General features: G+C 72.5%; 18 protein-coding genes. 13 read left to right on the top strand and 5 right to left on the bottom strand.

The features are described from left to right. Positions 1-93 precede the first annotated feature (93 nt). Positions 94-354 carry a GntR family transcriptional regulator gene (locus FHX40_RS21370; protein WP_142261270.1) on the bottom strand — a complete coding sequence of 87 codons (261 nt, stop codon included), beginning with the start codon at positions 352-354 and terminating at the stop codon, positions 94-96. Positions 355-638: 284 nt separating this feature from the next. Between FHX40_RS21370 and FHX40_RS21365 the strand changes: the two genes are divergently transcribed. Next, positions 639-869 carry a hypothetical protein gene (locus FHX40_RS21365; protein ID WP_142261269.1) on the top strand — a complete coding sequence of 77 codons (231 nt, stop codon included), beginning with the start codon at positions 639-641 and terminating at the stop codon, positions 867-869. A 299-nt stretch (positions 870-1,168) separates the two neighbouring features. On the opposite strand, the gene FHX40_RS21360 is transcribed toward FHX40_RS21365, so the two are convergent. Both FHX40_RS21360 and FHX40_RS21355 read right to left on the bottom strand, forming a co-directional pair. Then, the gene (locus FHX40_RS21360) at positions 1,169-2,149 is read right to left on the bottom strand and encodes a hypothetical protein (protein WP_142261268.1); all 981 of its coding nucleotides are present in this window, start codon (positions 2,147-2,149) and stop codon (positions 1,169-1,171) included. Positions 2,150-2,317: 168 nt separating this feature from the next. Then, positions 2,318-3,085, bottom strand: coding sequence for a neutral zinc metallopeptidase (locus FHX40_RS21355; RefSeq protein ID WP_142261267.1), 768 nt, complete (start codon positions 3,083-3,085; stop codon positions 2,318-2,320). 392 nt (positions 3,086-3,477) lie between these two features. Here FHX40_RS21355 and FHX40_RS21350 point away from each other — a divergent pair, with 392 nt between their 5' ends. Both FHX40_RS21350 and FHX40_RS21345 read left to right on the top strand, forming a co-directional pair. After that, on the top strand, positions 3,478-3,729 hold the full coding sequence (locus FHX40_RS21350; protein WP_142261266.1) for a hypothetical protein: 252 nt from the start codon (positions 3,478-3,480) through the stop codon (positions 3,727-3,729). A 306-nt stretch (positions 3,730-4,035) separates the two neighbouring features. Next, positions 4,036-5,040: a ketopantoate reductase family protein gene (locus tag FHX40_RS21345; RefSeq protein ID WP_142261265.1), complete on the top strand. Its 1,005-nt coding sequence runs from the start codon at positions 4,036-4,038 to the stop codon at positions 5,038-5,040. A gap of 144 nt (positions 5,041-5,184) precedes the next feature. Here FHX40_RS21345 and FHX40_RS21340 read toward each other — a convergent pair whose 3' ends face one another. Continuing rightward, a complete protein-coding gene (locus FHX40_RS21340) occupies positions 5,185-5,562 on the bottom strand; it encodes a DNA-processing protein DprA (protein ID WP_229788500.1) in 378 nt (125 codons plus the stop codon). After that, entirely contained in the window at positions 5,481-5,834 is a 354-nt protein-coding gene (locus FHX40_RS25245; RefSeq protein WP_170198913.1) for a hypothetical protein, read from the bottom strand. The genes FHX40_RS21340 and FHX40_RS25245 overlap by 82 nt, the downstream gene beginning before the upstream one ends. 499 nt (positions 5,835-6,333) lie before the next feature. Here FHX40_RS25245 and FHX40_RS21335 point away from each other — a divergent pair, with 499 nt between their 5' ends. From FHX40_RS21335 to FHX40_RS21290, 10 genes are all read left to right on the top strand, one after another. Further along, positions 6,334-7,431, top strand: coding sequence for a winged helix DNA-binding domain-containing protein (locus tag FHX40_RS21335; RefSeq protein ID WP_142261263.1), 1,098 nt, complete (start codon positions 6,334-6,336; stop codon positions 7,429-7,431). A 197-nt stretch (positions 7,432-7,628) separates the two neighbouring features. Then, positions 7,629-9,254: an OmpA family protein gene (locus FHX40_RS21330; protein ID WP_142261262.1), complete on the top strand. Its 1,626-nt coding sequence runs from the start codon at positions 7,629-7,631 to the stop codon at positions 9,252-9,254. A gap of 85 nt (positions 9,255-9,339) precedes the next feature. Further along, positions 9,340-9,675: an imine reductase family protein gene (locus FHX40_RS21325; protein ID WP_189136165.1), complete on the top strand. Its 336-nt coding sequence runs from the start codon at positions 9,340-9,342 to the stop codon at positions 9,673-9,675. A 106-nt stretch (positions 9,676-9,781) separates the two neighbouring features. Beyond that, positions 9,782-10,018 carry a hypothetical protein gene (locus FHX40_RS21320; RefSeq protein ID WP_142261261.1) on the top strand — a complete coding sequence of 79 codons (237 nt, stop codon included), beginning with the start codon at positions 9,782-9,784 and terminating at the stop codon, positions 10,016-10,018. A 210-nt stretch (positions 10,019-10,228) separates the two neighbouring features. Next, entirely contained in the window at positions 10,229-11,566 is a 1,338-nt protein-coding gene (locus FHX40_RS21315) for a purine-cytosine permease family protein (RefSeq protein ID WP_142261260.1), read from the top strand. Between the two features lie 30 nt (positions 11,567-11,596). After that, complete coding sequence (locus FHX40_RS21310; RefSeq protein WP_142261259.1) at positions 11,597-13,159, top strand: hydantoinase/oxoprolinase N-terminal domain-containing protein; 1,563 nt, start codon at positions 11,597-11,599, stop codon at positions 13,157-13,159. Beyond that, a complete protein-coding gene (locus FHX40_RS21305; protein ID WP_142261258.1) occupies positions 13,152-14,240 on the top strand; it encodes an S-methyl thiohydantoin desulfurase family protein in 1,089 nt (362 codons plus the stop codon). Before FHX40_RS21310 ends, FHX40_RS21305 begins: the two co-directional genes overlap by 8 nt. After that, positions 14,237-15,340, top strand: a complete 1,104-nt coding sequence (locus tag FHX40_RS21300; RefSeq protein WP_142261257.1) for an S-methyl thiohydantoin desulfurase family protein — start codon at positions 14,237-14,239, stop codon at positions 15,338-15,340. Before FHX40_RS21305 ends, FHX40_RS21300 begins: the two co-directional genes overlap by 4 nt. A gap of 92 nt (positions 15,341-15,432) precedes the next feature. Continuing rightward, positions 15,433-16,575, top strand: a complete 1,143-nt coding sequence (locus FHX40_RS21295; protein ID WP_142261945.1) for a DUF917 domain-containing protein — start codon at positions 15,433-15,435, stop codon at positions 16,573-16,575. Next, positions 16,572-18,128, top strand: coding sequence for a helix-turn-helix domain-containing protein (locus FHX40_RS21290; protein ID WP_142261256.1), 1,557 nt, complete (start codon positions 16,572-16,574; stop codon positions 18,126-18,128). The genes FHX40_RS21295 and FHX40_RS21290 overlap by 4 nt, the downstream gene beginning before the upstream one ends. The last annotated feature ends 6 nt before the right edge of the window (positions 18,129-18,134 follow it).

Below are 18,134 nucleotides of genomic sequence, written 5' to 3'. Positions count from 1 at the left end.
GACGGCCGTAGTCGCTGGTTTCACGACGCGTGATGCGATGAGCGGGTTCCTTCGGTCACGTTCATCGCATGGGTTCTCTGGAACCTGGGGCTTTCAGGCCTCGGCGCGCTGGTCGGTTGCCTTGTCCGGCGGTGTGACGAACGATCCCATCCCGCGCACCGTGTAGATCACGCCGGCTTCGCGCAAGCGCACCAGCACCTTGCGAGCCGTGGCTCTGGCCACGCCGAACTCGCGTACGAGGGCGTGCTCGGACGGTACGGCCGTATCGGGCGGGTAGGTCCCGTCCGCGATCCTGGCTCGGATCACCTCGGCTATCTGCTCCCACTTCGGAGCGTTGGGGCGCCAGTCGATCACGCGGTCGACGTTAGATCTATGCAGACACCTAGAGATACCTGCGGGTAACCGTAGTGAGGTATAGGGAAGTTGAGTTACCCTGCGTACATGGCCGACAACACGGCATGCAGGGCTCTCGCAGGCAGACCTGAGTTCGACGTCATCGAGCACGACAACGGCACGTTCACGGCCGTCCACAAGGCGAGCGGGGAGAGAGGTGATCACGCTCGTCGCCCCGGCCGTGAACAGGGGGTGCGCGGCCGGTGACGGCAGGGCGGCATCGCTGTGGCGTGCCGTACACGCCGGTGCGGCGGATTCGGTGGGACGTGCGGCAGCGGGAGCAGGCGGCGCGTCTCGATGCGGAGGAGCCCGGGTGGGTGGTCGTGTATGGGCCGTGGTCGCGCCGGTTTATCGCGTTCGCCGCCTGGCCGGTGTCGCGGGGGTTGGTGGTCGACGCGCGTACGCCGGAGGAGCTGTGGGAGGCGATGCGGGACGCGGAGATGATCGACGCCGCGACGAGCGGGGGACGAGCGTGACCGACGTCCGCCGCCCGAACGCTCACGCTCACGCCACTGCCCGCGTGCACTTCCCGCCTGAGGGCGGGCCATAGGCCGGGCGCGGCGGCGCGTGCCCACGGTACGCCGGGGGAAGACGCGCCGACCCGAGGATGATCGCGCGCCGCCGTGCCCTTCCAGCGCGTGGCCGTACGCGTTCCCCATCACGTCAACCCAGCCGCGCGGCGGCCACGCCCAGGCCCGGCATCCCGTGTCACCCCCTGTTCCACGGGATGCCGGGCCTTTCTCTCCCGCGCACCCAGGGCTTGTGGGTGCCGGGATCAGGAGGCTTCCTCGAGCAACCGGTCGTGAATGTGCTCCAGCAGGTCGTCCAAAACTTCCAGAGCGGCGGCCACGAACGCGGTGGCGATCCGCTTGGCCAGGGTGTCGTTCTCGGCGACGAGTTTGTCCGCCACCTCCTTCGACACCTTCCCGGCGACCTTCTCAGGGAAGGTCTGCCACTGGTGGACGAGGAACCAGATGACGATCGGGATGACGATCACCGCCGTCATCGCGCCGGCCCTCACGCCCACGATCTTGACCAGGGCCAGCTTCACAAAAAGCGCGACGCCGAGCTTCTTGCCGACGACGAGGAGGATCTTCTTGAAGGCCGCACTGGCCAGCACCGTGCTCAGCGCCTTCATCATGGCCACCTTCACGGCGGGGATCGCCAGCGCCTTGGCGAGCAGCGCGGCCAGCGCTCCGCCCACCGCGGTCTCCTGAACGACATTCACGACTCCCTGGCCGAGCTGGTCGGCGAGCTGTTCCGCTACCGTCGTCCTCTCGGATATGTCCAGCGCGTCCTTGATCTGACCGCGGGCATAGGCCCCGGTCTTGCGTAACTCCTCCTCCAGGATGCGGTGGATCTCCGCCCGGTTCCGGAGCTGGTCGGCCAGGCCGTCCAAGAGCGTCTGCAGAGTCTCCTCGCTCTGATAAAACTCCGTCACCGCGTCCGTGACGGCCTTTTCGACGATCTCCTCCAGCTTGCAGGAGATCTTCGAGCCGCCTTGGCCACGCATATAGCGGAACAAGTGTGCCGCGTATTCGGGCGTCGGGCTCGGGGAGAGCGTACGGGTCCGGTCCCCTTCGGTCACCTGAAGCGTCAGCAGTTCGGAGGTATCCCGCGAGCGTATCTCGGTGTACACCCGCCGGCTTACCAATGCGCGCAGTTCGTCTTTCCGTGTACCGAGACGGGCGACCAGTGCGTCAATGTCGACCTGTTCCGTGACCCGTTCCGCGGCGGCTTTTCCAAAGATTCCCATGAGCGGACTGTACGCCGCACGTAACCACCGATCATCGTGCGTAATTCAATCCTTATTGAATGGTCGTCGGTCGACGATATCTCCGCCCGAATGCCGAACGCATTCGAGGCCAAGCGGCTCCGGCTCGGTCCATGTGCGGTCGCGCCGGTCGGACGGCGGGAGAGATGATCACGGCCGCGAGAGGCAGGCCTGGACGCCTTGTTCGCCGGTTTCGAAGGCGATGATGCGGTCTTCGGGGCTGCCGTGGTGGCCGGGGTCGGTTTCGGGGAGGTCGTCGCCGATGCCGGCGACCGCGGTGAGGAGGCGTTCCTCGTCGAGGGGCTCCCATTCGAGGTAGCCCTCGTTGCGGGCGCCGGTGAGGGTGGCACCGGCGAGGCAGTCGGCTTGGAGTTCGACCTTGGCGGTCGGACCGGCCAGTTCGTTGGTGCGGTGCTGGATGGCGTGGCCCCATTCGTGGGCGATCGCGATGTACGGGAAGGTGTTGCCCTCCAGGTACGGGTCGCCTTTGACGAAGTCGCCGTCCCAGGTGATGTAGTCGCCGGAGGGGCAGTAGTACGCGTTGCCCGGCTCCAGCCGTACGTCGCCGCACATGGGCGGGTTGGCCGGGTCGTAGCGGCCCCGTACCTCCGGGGGTGTGTAGCGGCCGGGGAAGTTGCGCGGCCAGTTCCGCTCCCAGAACCGGTTGACGACCTGGACGGCGTCGCGCTCGTCCTGGCTCATGGTGCGCAGCGCCTCCTGGCCGACCGGGACGGTCTCGGGGCCGGTGGGCCGCAGGCCGCTGGGGCCGCTCGTCTCCGTGTCGGCGGCGGGTTCGGTGGTGGTCGCCGTGGCGGGGTCCGGTTCGGCGGGTGTCGTGGCGGCGAACGCGGGCGAGCCGTACCAGAACGTGGCAAGCAGCGGTGGGGCGAGCATCATGAGCCGCCGCCGGTCGTTCATCGTCTGCCCTCCCCCTGCCAGTGCGGGACCGGCCGCGGGTCAAACGGCCGTCTCCACCAGGGTGGGCGGCGAGTCTGCGCGGTGTCGATGGCATTTGACCTGGTCAGTCCGGTTTGTTGACGCAATCGGGAGGCTCGCGGCCAGATGTGCGTGTGCCGCCGCGCCCCGGTCTGATCGCGGAGGCCGGGTCCGCGTACGGCCCGGCCGGGTGCCGGCGGGGCGCGAGCAGGCTCTAGGTACGCCAGAGGCAATTTCAAGATCGATTAAGCCCGCGGCCGTCTCCTGCTGATAACAATACGTATTCGCTAGATAGCTCTATGTATCGGGTTATTTCGGCACGTAACCGGACATCAGCAACGGTGCCCCCCGACCACCATCACAAGGAGTGACGGATGAAACTCACGCGAATGGCCAACGCGCTTGTCGCCGCCGCGCTCGTCGGTGGCGCTCTCACGATGGGTACCGCGGCTCCGGCCCAGGCGACCACGACCGTTCAGGCCACGGCTCAGTCCGGTGGCTTCTCGAGCTGTGGGTTCGGCCATGGCTTCGGCTTCGATGGCTTCGGCTTCGGGTTCGGGGGCTTCGACGGCTTCGGGCTCTTCGGGTTCGACGGCCTCTGCTTCGGCAGTGGCTTCGGCTTCTGAGGGCCTACCGGTAGCGGTCACCATAAGCGCGTGATCTGAGGGCCGCGGCGGCCGGTGTCGGAACCGGCATCGGGCGCCGCGCGTCATCACGGTCATCCTGCGAAACAGTCACCTTTGAAGCCGGTCCGGCGGCATCGCCGGACCGGCTTTCCCCATCCGGACCCAGGTGACCGCGCCATTCCCGGCCCACGGTCGGCACCGCCGTACGGCACCGCCGCGGGACACCCGGTCGAGGCGGTGGGCCAGGCCGGCGAACATCGCCGGACCGGAACGAGTCGCCACGGGCCTCCGTGGGATGCTCGCACCATGCGGTACGTCATCATCGGCGCGGGGGCCATCGGCGGCACGATCGGCGGCCGGCTGTTCCAGGGCGGCCACGACGTCGTGCTGGTCGCTCGGGGGGAGCACGCCCGCGCCCTCCGTGACGAGGGCCTGCGCCTCGTCACCCCTCAGGGCACGGACACGCTGCGGATTCCGGTGGTGAGCGAGCCCGGCGAGCTGCGGCTCACCCCCGACGACGTGCTCATGCTCTGCGTGAAGACCCAGGGCACCCAGGCCGCGCTGGACACCTGGGCGTACGCGCCCGTCGAGGGCGGCGGCACGGCCGCCGGGCGGCTGCCCCTCGTCTGTGCCCAGAACGCGGTGGAGAACGAGCGCCTCGCCCTGCGCCGCTTCGCCCGCGTGTACGGCATGTGCGTGTGGCTGCCCTCCACCCACCTGGAACCCGGGGTCGTCGTCGCGTACGGCACGCCGCTCTCCGGCATGTTCCACATCGGCCGCTACCCGCACGGCCTCGACGAGACCGCCCGGCGCATCGCCGCAGACCTGTCCGGGCACGCGTTCGCCGCGTACCCCGACGAGAAGGTGATGCGCTGGAAGTACGCCAAGCTGCTCACCAACCTGCTCAACGCCTACGACGCGGTCTGCGGCGACCCCGCCGGGACCGAGAAGATCGGCGCCCTCGTGCGTGCCGAGGGCGCCGCGGTGCTCGACGCGGCCGGTATCGAGTACGCCTCGGTGGACGAGCAGCGCGCCCGGCGCGGCGACCGGGTCACCGCCGTCGACATCCCCGGGGCCGTCGCCAACCGCAGCTCGTCCTGGCAGAGCCTGGCCAGGGGCAGCGGCTCCATCGAGGCCGACTACCTCAACGGCGAGATCTCCCTGCTCGGCCGCCTCCACGGCGTCCCCACCCCGGCCAACGACGTCCTCCACCGCCTCGCCAACGAGTTCGCCCGCGACCGCCGTCCCCCGGGCTCGCTCTCCCTGCAGGACCTCATGTCCGCCATCGACGCGGCGGCGTCCCCAGTCTGATCACATCGCCCGACGGCGCGACGACAGGCCTTGGCGGCGGAACCCGGGGCTCCGGTCAAGAGGACGCCGTCATGTTCGGTCCGGGCGGCGGACAGGCGCCGCCTGTGACCGGGCAGATGTCCAGCGAGTATTCGCGGTGGGTCATCACGATGTGCTGCAGCGACGACTCCATTCCCCCGCCTCAACGGTGATCGTCGCCGGGCTGTAGCCCGACATCGTGCCGTTGCGTACGGGGAAGGTCGTCTTGTCCGGGCCGCGGTCGGGCCAGAACTGGGAGAAGACCGCCCCGTGCTCCGCGACGGCTTGCTGGAGTCCCTCGTTCTCCGGCGGACAGTGTCTGCGGATCCCGGTGCCGATCACGGCCACCGTCCGGCCGCCGACCCGGATCGCGGCCCGGTGCGCGCAGGTGTCGACACCGGCGGCCAGACCGGACACGACCGTCAGGCCGCGTTCCGTGAGCCGGATCGCCAGGTCCTCGGCGACCTGTCGACCCGACGGCGAGACCCGCCGGGAGCCGACCACGGCGACACCCTGGTCATCAGCCAGCACGGCCCCCGGGCGAACAATAAGGGCGGCCGGTCGAACACGTCCCGCAAACGGTGCGGATGGTGCGCGCCGCCGAGCGTGATGAGCCGCAGGCCCTCGCGCTCCCAGCCCTCGATCTCCTGCCGTGCCTCGTCCTCCTGCCGTGCCTCGTCGATCGCCTCTTCGAGCGGGTCGGAGAAGAGGTCCGCGGGTTCGAGGCGTTCGCGCAGCAGGTCGACCACCGAGGCGCCCTCGGTGATCCGCCGCACGACCTCGCGCTCACCCTTCTCCGTCGAGGTACGGCGAAGCAGCGCGACGAGCGCGGCGCGTTCCCGATCGCCCCAGCGATCATGCCGCCGGCGTACTCGTGCGCTTGGCGTCCTGTCACGACCATTCGAACGTGTGTACAGCGATCACGCGGGGCTGCCGCGCGTGCGCAGACCGGTACGGTCGTCCGTACCGCCGAAACGGCGCTGACCTACGCCCTGACGCCGTATCGAGCCCTGATCGGGTGTGCTCGGGCGATACCGGAACCGCCGGGGACGGGCGATATCCGGTGGGTGCCGAGCCTGGCGGATCGGCCGTTGCGGGGGCGACGGGCGGGTCGGAACGGCGGCGGACAGGTTTTGTCGGTCATGGCTGCGATCGTTGGGTCATGCCGACATCGAGGACGTCCGGACGAGACGATCGTGGTGGCCGCGTGGTCCCGGGCGCGGCCTGCCGTGTCCTGACGCCGCACCGGTGCGGGAGACGGGCCGGGGTGACCGCATGACCGTGCTGGACGCCCGGGCGCTCAATCGCGCGACGCTCGCCCGGCAGCTGCTGCTCGACCGGGCCGACCTGCCGGTCCTCGACGCGGTCACGCACCTGTGCGGGCTGCAGGCGCAGGAGCCGCAGGAACCGTTCGTCGGGCTCTGGTCGCGGCTGCGCGCGTTCGACCCGGCGACGCTCTCGGAGCTGCTGGTCGGGCGGCGGGTGGTGCGGACCCACCTGATGCGGCGCACCATCCACCTCGTCACCGCCGACGACGCCCTCGCCTGGCGGGCCCGGTACGACGACATGTTCCGCCAACGGGTCATGGGGACCTTCCGCCGCGAGGCCGACGGCGTCGACCTGGACAAGCTGGCGGCGGAGGCCCGCGCGGTCCTCGCCGACGGGGAGCCCCGCACGAGGGGCGAGCTCGTCGCGGCGCTCGCCGAGCATCGGCCCACCGTGTCCCGGCAGGCGCTCATGGAGCTGCTGATCTCCGCGGTGCCGCTGGCCCAGGCGCCGCCGCGCGGGCTGTGGCGGACGAAGGCCGGGGTGCGCCACGTGCTGCTCTCGACCTGGCTGGGCCGCGACGTGGACCCGCCGTCCGCGGACGGCGTCGATCGCGCAGGCCAGGCGATGGTACGGCGCTACCTCGCCGCGTACGGCCCGGCCGCGACGGCCGATCTGCGCGCCTGGTCCGGGCTCGCCGGGCTGCCGGACGCGGTGGCGGCGATCCGGGACGAACTCGTCGCCTTCCGCGACGAGCGGGGCCGGGAGCTGCTCGACCTCCCCGACGCGCCCCGCCCCGATCCGGACACCCCGGCGCCGGTGCGGTTCCTGCCCGCGTTCGACAACGCGATCCTCGGCTACCACGACCGCAGCCGGATCATCGACGACGCCCACCGTGGCCTGTCGGTCGAGGGCGCCCGCTTCGCCCTGGTTGACGGCCGGGTCGCCGCGACCTGGACCGTCGAGGCCGGCACGGTGATCGTGACGCCGCTGCGCCGCCTCTCCCCGGCCGACCGGGACGCGCTCGCGGAGGAGGGCCGGGCGCTGGCGGCGTTCCTCTCCGACGGCGAAAGCGACCGGGTGCGGGTGGACGAGCCCATCGGCTGATCGGCCCGGCCGCGGCGGGCCGCGAGGCCGTCACCGCCCACCGTGATCCGGACCTGCGCCGCCAGGAACGGAATATGCGCAGTTAGTGATGAATGCGAGGATTTTTGTTTTCGTTTCCGATCGCGTCTCCGTGTGGTGATCTCTAAAGTCGGTGCGCGCCAGAGTCTGCGATCGCGTAACCGGACATTGATCGCCAAATGGGGGGACTTATGGTCGTCTGGCGCGCCCGTCCACGATGGTGGCTTGCGTGCGGACTCGCGCTCGGGCTCGTCGGGTGCTCTCCCGGCCAGGCCGGTGACCCGGAGCCGTCCCCGACGGCCGCGACCACGACCGCATCCGCGCCCGTATCCTCGCCCGCGTCCTCGCCCGCCGCCACCGGCTCCCCGGCCCCGGAGGCGGCACCCGCCCTCGCCACCCTCTACGGCGACGGCCACGACGAGAACATCGGCCATGCGCGCATCGACGTCATCGGCCTGGAGCGCACCACGCCGACGAGCGTCACGGCCCGCTTCCGGGTCACCGCCGACCGGCGCCCGGTGCGGCTGGGGCAGTTTCACTCCTACGACCTCGCCGGTCAGAACGCCTACGACTACATCCAGGCGTTCTCCGGCTTCTTCCTCCTGGACGACGCGCGTTTCGCGGTCTACCACCCGATGAAACGCGACGACGTCGAGGTCCGCGCCCGCTGCCTGTGCAGCTACTCCGAGGTGTCCGCCACCCTCGAACCCGGGCAGTCCGCCACGCTGTGGGCCGTCTACCACGTGCCGCCCGAGACCACGTCCGTGGCGGTCGGCTTCCACGGCGCGGGCCTCACCCCACCGCTGCCGATCAGCCCGGCCGGCACCGGCCCCAAGGTGGACGGCGAGCCGGACGCCGCCGTGATCGAGGCCGCGTACCCGAACACGACCCAGCTGGTCACGCGCACCAGCGGCACCACCGTCTCCGTCGCGGAGAGCGGCACCCGCGTGGAGATCGCCCTCAACACCGACGTGCTGTTCGAGTTCGACAAGGCCACGCTCACCGGCAAGGCCAAGGAGGAGCTCCGGCGCGCCGCGGACCGCATCGGCACCGAGGCCAAGGGCACCGTGAAGATCGTCGGGCACACCGACGACGTGGGCACCGAGGCGTACAACCTCCGGCTGTCCGTCCGCCGCGCCGAGGCCGTGCGGAAGGCGCTCCGCTCGCTGGTGCGCAACCCCGGCGTCTCCTTCACCGCCGAGGGCAAGGGGGAGACCCAGCCCGCCGTCAAGGGCACCTCGGAGCGGGCCCGGGCGCGCAACCGCCGGGTCGAGGTGATCTTCGAACGCGAGGTGCCCGCGCCCTCCCCGCGGCCCACCCCGTCCTCGGCCCCCTCCGCCGAGCCCGCCGCCACCGACCCGGGGACGCCGCTCGCCACGGCCCGAGGGGTGCGCAGGCTCACCGGGCTCAACGCCGAGCTGCTCGAGCTGCGCAGGATCAGCCGGCGCGGCCTCATCGCCACGTTCTCCCTCAGCCACGCCTCCGGCGGCGAGGTGCGGCTGGCGGAAGGCGCGATCGACCGCGACGCCGAGGAGATCGGCGTGATCACCGGATTCCACACCGAGTTCTTCTGGGTCGCGCTCACCGGCCCGGACGGCACCCGCTACCTGCCGCTGACCACGCCGGGCGACGACCCCGGGTCTCCCCGCCACTGCGTCTGCTCGGTGACGACGCTGAAGAGCCTCGGGCCCGGCCGGCGTGTCCGGCTGTGGGTGCTGATGACGGCCCCGCCGGAGGAGGTCACGACCGTGGACGTCAACCTCTTCGGCTTCACCCCGATGAAGGGCGTGCGCATCGCGGCCTGACGGCCCGCGGGCCGGGGCGGGGGAGGCGCGGCGGCCCGAGGGAGCCGGACCCCGGCCCCTCGGCCGCACCCGCGCCGGGACCGCGATGGCGGGATACGCCCACGCGCTCGCCCTCGCCCGCGCGGAGGGCGTCACCGCCCGGGAGCTTCTCCCGTTCGCCAAGGGCATCGCCGAGATCCTGCCGCCGATCTTCGAGGAGACCGGGGACGAGGCGGACACCGGCCGGTTCGCCGGTGGGGACAACCCGCTCACCTCGGCCGTGTCGACGATGTCCCACGTCATCGAGACCTCCGAGGGGCACGGCATCGGCGCCGGCGTGATGCGCGCCGTCGCGGGCCTGGCCGGCCGCGCCGTCGGCCTCGGATACGCCGAGGACGGCTTCATCCGGGTCGTCGACATGCTCGTCCCCCGCAAGAGCTGACCCAGTCCTTCCTCCTCCGCACCCGTACGGCACGGCCCCGGCCCCCGGGGCCGTGCCGTACATTCCCGCCGCCCGTGGGTAGGGGAGGGCGCAGGGAGGGATGGCGATGGCCGAACACAGCGTGCTCGACGAGATGCGACAGGTGATCGACGAGGTGTTCCGCGACCGCGAGGTGGCGACCCGCCGCGACGTGTACTCGCGCGCGTCCGAGCACATCAACATTCCCGCCGAGACCATGGCGCGGCTCAACGAGCTGCCGGACCGCTCCTACCGCAAGGAGGAGCTGGCCGCGGAGGTCGACCGGATCGTCCGCGAGTGGATCGAGCAGGGCGAGCCGGGATGACCCGCCGCCCGGGCCGCGCCGCCGTACCGTAAACCCCGGTCACCCACCGCCGACGCGGCCGGCCGTACCGCCCCGGCGGTGTGCACTCTGCACAGCCACACGCGATCTTCTGGGCGGTTCGCACCGTGACGCCTTCCGACCTGCGTTTCTACGTTGGGGGACAGCACATTTGCCTGGAATGACCAGGCCGAAATGCCCCCCGGAGGCGTCATGGCTTCTTCCTTCGGCACCGACGACTTCGCCACAGCCCGCGTCCCGGCCCGCGCCCGCTACTCCTGGTACTCGGTCGCGGTCCAGCGGTTCGGCCAGATCTCCGCGCTCAGCCAGTTCCTGCTCGGAGCCACCCTCGGCTTCGGCATGTCCTTCTGGGACTCCTTCCTGGCGATCACGTTCGGCGCCGTCATCCTCGAGGTGGTGGCGATCGCGCTCGGCGTGATCGGCATGCGGGAGGGCATCTCCACCTCCACGCTCGCCCGCTGGTGCGGGTTCGGCCAGGCCGGCTCGGCCGTGATCGGGCTGGCGATCGGGATCAGCCTGGTCGGCTGGTTCGGCATCCAGTCGGCGGTCTCCGCCGAAGGGCTCTACCAGCTCATGCCGATCATGCCGGTGTGGCTGTGGGCGCTGCTGTTCGGCCTCGCCGTCACCGCCATCGTGATCAAGGGCTTCAAGTCGATGGCGTGGACCGCGTACCTCACCGTGCCCGCGTTCGTGGTGCTGGTGGCGTGGTCGGTGGGGTCGGAGCTGGCCAAGCACTCGCTCGGTGAGCTCGTCGCCTCCGCCCCGGCCGGACCGTCCCTCACCCTGCTGCAGGGCACCACGCTCGTGGCGGGCGGCTTCATCGTCGGCGCCGTGATCACGCCGGACATGACCCGGTTCAACCGGTCGGTCGGCGACGTGGTGAAGCAGACCATCGTCGGCATCACGCTCGGCGAGTACGTGATCGGCCTGGTCGGCGTGCTGCTCGCGCACGCGATCCGGTCCGACAACATCATCGTCATCGTCACCTCGACCGTCGGCTGGATCGGCGTGCTGATCATCATCGTCGGCACCCTGAAGATCAACGACTGGAACCTGTACTCCTCCGGCCTCGGCCTGGTGAACTTCATCGGCACCGTCTTCGGCAAGCGGACCAACCGGGCGGTCGTCACCGCGATCCTCGGCGTCGTCGGCAGCGTGCTCGCCGCGGCCGGCATCCTCGAGCGGTTCACCGACTTCCTCTCCCTGCTCGGCGTCACCTTCCCGCCGATCGCCGGGATCATGGTCGCCGAGTACTTCGTGGTGCGGACCTGGCGCCGCGAGCTCGACGCGAGCCGCGCCGAGGGCGCGATGCCCGCCGCCGCGCCGCGCTGGGTGCCGACCACCCTCGTCATCTGGCTGATCGCCAGCCTGGTCGGGTACTTCGTCACCTGGGGTCTGCCGAGCGTCAACTCGCTCGTCCTCGCCTTCGTGCTCTACGTCGTCGCGGGCAAGCTCGGCCTCGTCCGCGGGTACGGCACGGCCCCCACGGAGACCTCCACCCCCGCCCCGGCCTCCGCCTCCAGCGTCTGACCACCAGCGTCTGATCAAAGGACCGAATTCATGCGGATCGGAATCGACGTCGGCGGAACCAACACCGACGCCGTGCTCATGGACGGCACCACCGTCCTCGCCGCGGTGAAGACCGCGACCACCCGTGACGTGACCAGCGGCATCACCACGGCCCTCGACGAGCTGAAGCGCCAGCGCGCGTTCGACCCGGCCGCGGTGAACGCCGTGATGATCGGCACGACGCACTTCATCAACGCCCTGGTCGAGGCCGACCGGCTCGCGCCCACCGCCGCGGTACGGCTCGGCCTGCCGTCGACGGCCTCGCTGCCGCCGATGGTCGACTGGCCGGAGCGGCTGGTGAAGGCGATCAGCGGCCGGGCGTACCTGTGCCACGGCGGCCACGAGTTCGACGGGCGGCACATCGCCGAGCTGCGCGAGGACGAGATCCTCCACGTCGCCGAGGACATCGACAGGCACGGCATCCGCAGCGTGGCGATCTCCAGCGTGTTCTCGCCGGTGAACGCCGAGTTCGAGCAGCGCGCCGCGGAGATCCTGGCCGCCCAGCTGCCCGGCCTCGCGGTCTCGCTCTCCTCCGAGGTGGGCCGGATGGGCCTGCTCGAGCGCGAGAACGCGACGATCATCAACGCGTCGCTGCGCGAGCTCGCCGACCGGATCGTCGACGGCCTCGCCGAGACCCTCGCCGCGGCGGGCATCCGCGCGCCGCTCTACCTCAGCCAGAACGACGGCACGCTGATGGACGTCGACTTCGCCCGCCGCTACCCGGTGGCCACGTTCGCCTCCGGCCCGACGAACTCGATGCGCGGCGCGGCGTTCCTCTCCGGCGTGGACACCTGCGCCGTGGTCGACGTCGGCGGCACCACGAGCGACATCGGCGTGCTGCAGAACGGCTTCCCGCGCGAGGCCACCACCGAGGTGAGCGTGGCCGGGATCCGCACCAACTTCCGCATGCCGGACGTGCTCAGCCTCGGCATCGGCGGCGGCAGCCGGGTCCGGGAAACCGACGGCAAGGTCACCGTCGGCCCCGACTCGGTCGGCTACCGCCTCGTCGAGAGGGCGCTGGTGTTCGGCGGCGACACGCTCACCGCGACCGACGTCGCGGTCGCGGCCGGGCGGGCCGAGATCGGCGACCCGTCGCTGGTCCGCGGGGTCGTCGACCGGTCGCTCGCCGAGGCCGCGCTGCGGCGCATCGCCGAGGACATCGCCGACGCGATCGAGCGCATGCGCACCTCCCCGGACCCGCTGCCGGTGGTCGCGGTCGGCGGCGGCTCGATCCTGCTGCCCGACTCCTTCGGCGACTCCGGCCGGGTGCACCGCCCCGACCACTTCGCCGTGGCGAACGCGATCGGCGCGGCGATCGCGCAGATCGGCGGCATGGTGGACCGCATCTTCCCGGTCGAGCCGGGGCAGCGCCGTGCCGTACTCGACGCCGCCAAGCAGGAGGCGGTGGACCGGGCGATCGCCGCGGGCGCCAAGCCCGGCTCGGTGCGGGTGGTCGAGGTGGACGAGGTGCCGCTCGCCTACCTGCCCGGCAACGCCACCCGGATCCGGGTCAAGGCCGTCGGCGACCTGCAGGTGGAGGCGGTCCGTGGCTGAGCGACTCATCACCGAGGCCGACCTCGACGACCTCGCAGTCGGCGCCGCGATCCTCGGCACCGGCGGGGGCGGCGACCCGCACATCGGGCGGCTGCTCGCCGGCGCCGCGGTGCGCGCGCACGGCCCGGCCGAGATCGTGCCGCTCGACCAGGTGCCGGACGACGCGGCCACCTTCATGGTCGCGATGATGGGCGCGCCCACCGTGATGGTGGAGAAGGTGCCCTCGATCGAGCAGGTCGCGGCCGCCGTCCGCGCCCTCGCCCGGTACCTCGGGGTGGAGCCCACCCACGTGGTGTGCGCCGAGGCGGGCGGGGTGAACGCGCTCGTGCCTGTGGTCGCCGCGGCCCAGCTCGGGCTGCCGGTGATCGACGCGGACGCGATGGGCCGCGCGTTCCCCGAGCTGCAGATGGTGATCCCGACCCTGTACGGCATCACCGCCACCCCGATGTCGATCGCCGACGAGAAGGGCAACCAGGGCATCTTCGACACGATCGACAACCACTGGGCGGAACGGCTCGCCCGCTCGGCCACCATCGACATGGGCTGCTCGGCGATGATCAGCCTCTACCCGATGGACGGCGCCACCGCCCGCAAGGCCCTCGTGCCCGGCACCGTGTCGCTCTGCGCCGAGCTCGGCCGGATCGTCCGCGAGGCCCGCGCCGGCCACCGCGACCCGGTCGCCGCCGTGGTGGACCGCCTCGGCGGGGCCGAGCTGTTCACCGGCAAGGTCGTCGACGTGGCCCGCCGTACCGAGGGCGGGTTCGCCCGCGGCGAGGCGACGCTCACCGGCACCGGCGGTGACACCGGCGTCGAGTTCACCCTCCGCTTCCAGAACGAGCACCTGGTCGCGGTGCGGGACGGCACCGTGGTCGCCTCGGTGCCCGACCTGATCTGCGTGCTCGACGCGGAGACCGGCACCGCGATCACCACCGAGACCCTGCGGTACGGCCAGCGGGTGCGGGTGATCGCCGCGCCGTGCGACCCGCGCTGGCACAGCCCGGAGGGCGTCGAGCTCGTCGGCCCCCGGTACTTCGGCTACGACCACGACCCGGTGCGGATCCCCACGGAGGTGGCGGCATGAGCTACACCCTCGACCGCGCCGACCTCGCCGACCTGGCCCGCGGCGCGGCGCTGCTCGGCACCGGCGGGGGCGGCGACCCGTACATCGGCCGCCTCCTCGTCGACCAGGCGCTCAAGGAGACCGGCCGTACGATCACCGTGCTCGACCCGGCCGAGCTCGACGACGACATGTTCGTCATCCCCACCGCGCAGATGGGCGCGCCCACGGTCATGGTGGAGAAGATCCCGCGCGGCGACGAGGCGGTGATCGCGCTGCGCACCCTCGAGAGGCACCTCGGCCGGCGCGCGGACGCCACCATGCCGATCGAGTGCGGCGGCATCAACTCGATGATCCCGCTGCTCGTCGCCGCGCACACCGGGCTGCCCGTGGTGGACGCGGACGGCATGGGCCGGGCGTTCCCCGAGCTGCAGATGGAGACGTTCTCGGTGTACGGCGTGCCGGGCTCGCCGCTCGCCATCGGCGGCGAGAACGACGAGATGGTGATCATCGACACCGGGCACGACAACAAGCGCATGGAGTGGCTCGCCCGCGGCATCACCATCCGCATGGGCGGCGTGGCGCACATCGCCGAGTACTCGATGACCGGGGCCGACGTGAAGCGCACCGCCGTACCGAACACGCTCACCCTCGGCCTGCGCATCGGCCGGGCGCTGCGCACGGCCCGCGCCGAGCACCGCGACCCGATCGCCGCGCTCGCCGCGACCATGGCCGACACCCTCTACAACAAGGTGCGGGTGCTGTTCCGCGGCAAGGTCGTCGACGTGGAACGCCGCACCGAGGCCGGGTTCGCCCGGGGGAACGCCACGCTCGAGGCGTTCGACGGCGACGGCAAGCTCGAGCTGACCTTCCAGAACGAGCACCTGGTCGCCCGGGTGAACGGCGAGGTCCGCTGCGTCGTGCCCGACCTGATCTGCGTGCTCGACATCGACACCGCCGAGCCGATCACCACCGAGGGCCTGCGGTACGGCCAGCGGGCCGTGGTGGTGGGCATCAGCACCCCGGACCTGATGCGCAGCCCCGAGGCGCTCGCGGTGTTCGGGCCCCGCGCCTTCGGCCTGGACGTGGAGTTCCGGCCGGTCGAGGAGCTGGTGCCGGAGTAAGGCCCCGGCCTGTCATCCCGGAAAAATTCCGGGCCGGGATGGCAGGCCGGTTACGGTCCGACCGCAATCCGTGTCAGGCTGATCGGGTGGCGATGCGACTCGGGCCCGCCGAGGTCGACGACCTCGCGCGCGGCACCGCGCTGCTCGGCTCCGGGGGCGGCGGGCAGACCGACCTCGCCGCCCGCGTGCTGCGCCACGCCCTCACCGCGGCCGGGCCGATCACCCTGCTCGACGCCGGCGACGTCGGCGGCGGCGACGGGTACGTGGTGCCCGTGGGCCTGGTCGGCGCGGTCTCCGTGTTCTACGAGCGGCTGCCGTCCGGCGGCGAGTGGACGCCGGTGCTCGCCGCGATCCTCGACCGCACCCGGGTCGCCCCGGTCGGGGTGATCGCGATCGAGGTGGGCGGGGTGAACGGCATCGTCGTGTTCGTCGCCGCGGCCGAGCTCGGCCTCCCGGTGATCGACGCCGACCTGCAGGGCCGGGCGCTGCCGCGGATCGACCAGATGTCGGTGGCCGCGCTCGGCGAGCCGATCACCCCGCTCGCGATCGGCGACGCGAGCGGGCGGCTGCTCGTGCTCGACGGCATGCCGCCGGCCGCCGCCGAGCGGGTGGTCCGCGGCGCGCTCAGCGAGTTCGGCGGCTGGGCCGCGTTCGCGATGCGCCCGCTGCGGGTCGCCGACCTCGACCGGCTCACCATCCCCGGCTCCCTCGGCCGCGCGCTGCGCCTCGGCGCCCGGCACGCCGCCTGGAGCCGCAGCGCCGACCCGCACGAGATGGTCGCCGCGCTCGGCGGCCGGCTGCTCGGTGCCGGCCGGGTCATGGAGGTGGTACGGCACCGCGCCACGGTCGGCTTCGGCCGCGGCTCGGTGATCATCAAGGCGCACCGCGGCGGCGGCCTGCTGCGGCTGGAGATGGAGAACGAGTACCTGCTCGCCCTCGTCGACGGGCGGCCGGTCGCCTCCACCCCGGACATCCTGTGCGTGGTCGACCGCGCCACCGGCACGCCCGTGCCCTGCGACACCGTGCGCGGCGGCCTCGACGTGGTCGCCTTCCACCTGCCCGGCCCGGCCTTCTGGTGGCGGCCCGCGGCGACCCACGCGGTCGGGCCGCGCGCCTTCGGGCTCGACATCGACCCGATCCGCCTCGGCCCGCAGGACCGGATCGACCCGCTCGGCCCGCTCGACTCGCCGGATTCACCGGATTCGCCGGACTCGCCGCCGCCGGAGCGACCATGACCGCGGAACGCGCGCCCACCCTGCGCCGGCTGCTCGGCTACCCGCCGCTCGCCGAGGCGGTGAGCCTCACCGGCGACGAGGGCCTCGACCGGCCGGTCACCGGGATCGTGCTCGTCGACGCGGCCGGCACCGGGCCGGTCCGGCCCGGCACGATCGCGCTCTGCCCCGCCGTACCGGCCGGGTACCTCAGCTCGTGGCGGCTCGACGCCACCATCCGGCGGCTGCGTGACCAGGACGCGGCCGCGCTCGCGGTGCCGTCGCCGCGGCCGGGGGAGGAGACCATGCTCGACGGCAGCCGCCGCCTCGCCCGGCACCTGGGGCTGCCGGTGCTCGCGGTCGGGCACGACCCGCTGCGCTGGGCAGGGGACGCCGCCGCGTTCCTGTACGCGCCCGCGGTCGCCGCGGCCGAGCTGCTGCACCGGGCGCACCGGTCGCTCACCGGCGCGCCGCTCGGCCCGGAGGAGGTGGCCCGCGCGCTGGGCCGGATCCTCGAGCGGCCGGTGGCGGTGTTCGGCCCGGACGGCGCGCCGATCACCGACGGGTTCGGGCCGCCGCCCGGGTTCGACCCGTACCGGCCGGTGACGCAGACGCTCATCGAGCACGGCGGCACCACCGTGGTGGTGCCGGTCCCGGCCGCCACCGGGTGGGGCGTCGACGCGTGGATCGCCGCCGCCCTCGGCCCGGTGCCCGAGTCGTGGGCGCGGGCGGTCGCGGACGTGCTGCGCGCGGGCACGCTCGCGCTGCAGCGCTGGCAGGCCACCCGGCGGGTGGTGCTCGAACGGGACGCCCGGCTGCGCGCGAGCCTCTTCGGCGACCTGCTGGAGGGCCGCCTCGACCCCGGGCACCCGGCGCGGCGGGACGCCTCGGAGATCGGGTGGCGGCTCGACGGCTGGCACGTCGCCTTCCACATCGCCGCGCTCGGCGAGGTGGACCTGCTGCGGCACACCGACGCGGTCGCCGCCGCGCTCGCCGCCGAGCGCGTCGACGCCACCGTGGTGGAACGCGGCGACGGCTGGTCCGGGTGGACGACCGCGCGCGCCGAGCCCGGCCAGGACGCCGGGCGCGACCTCATCGCCGCGCTGCGCAAGGTACGGCGCCGCCTGGCGAGCCGGTTCGACTGCGCGATCGGCGTCGGCCGCGCCCACCCGGACGCGCCCGGGCTCACCCGCAGCCTCGCCGAGGCGTGGGACGCCTCCCGGATCGCCCGCGGCCGCCCGCAGACCGGCCGCCTGGTGCACATCGACCGGCTCGGCCTCGCCCAGCTCCTCACCGCGTGGGCGAGCAGCGAGACCTTCGCCCCGGCCGCGGCCCGGCTACTGGAGCCGCTGCGGTCGCAGCCCGGCGATTTGGTCGCCACGCTCGCCGCCTACCTCGACGCGGGCTGCTCGACGGCGGACGCCGCCGCCGTGCTCGGCGTGCACCGCAACACGGTCGCCGCCCGGCTGCGCCGGGTCGAGGAGCTGCTCACCGTCGACCTCGGCAACCCCGACGACCGGCTCGCCCTCCACCTCGCCTGCCGGGTCACCGCCGCGGACCGGGGCGGCGCGGGCTGATCCGGT

It is taken from the genome of Thermopolyspora flexuosa, from assembly GCF_006716785.1.
GTDB lineage: Bacteria > Actinomycetota > Actinomycetes > Streptosporangiales > Streptosporangiaceae > Thermopolyspora > Thermopolyspora flexuosa.
Note: the sequence above shows the minus strand (reverse complement) of the source record. Positions and strands in the feature narration are given on the sequence as shown.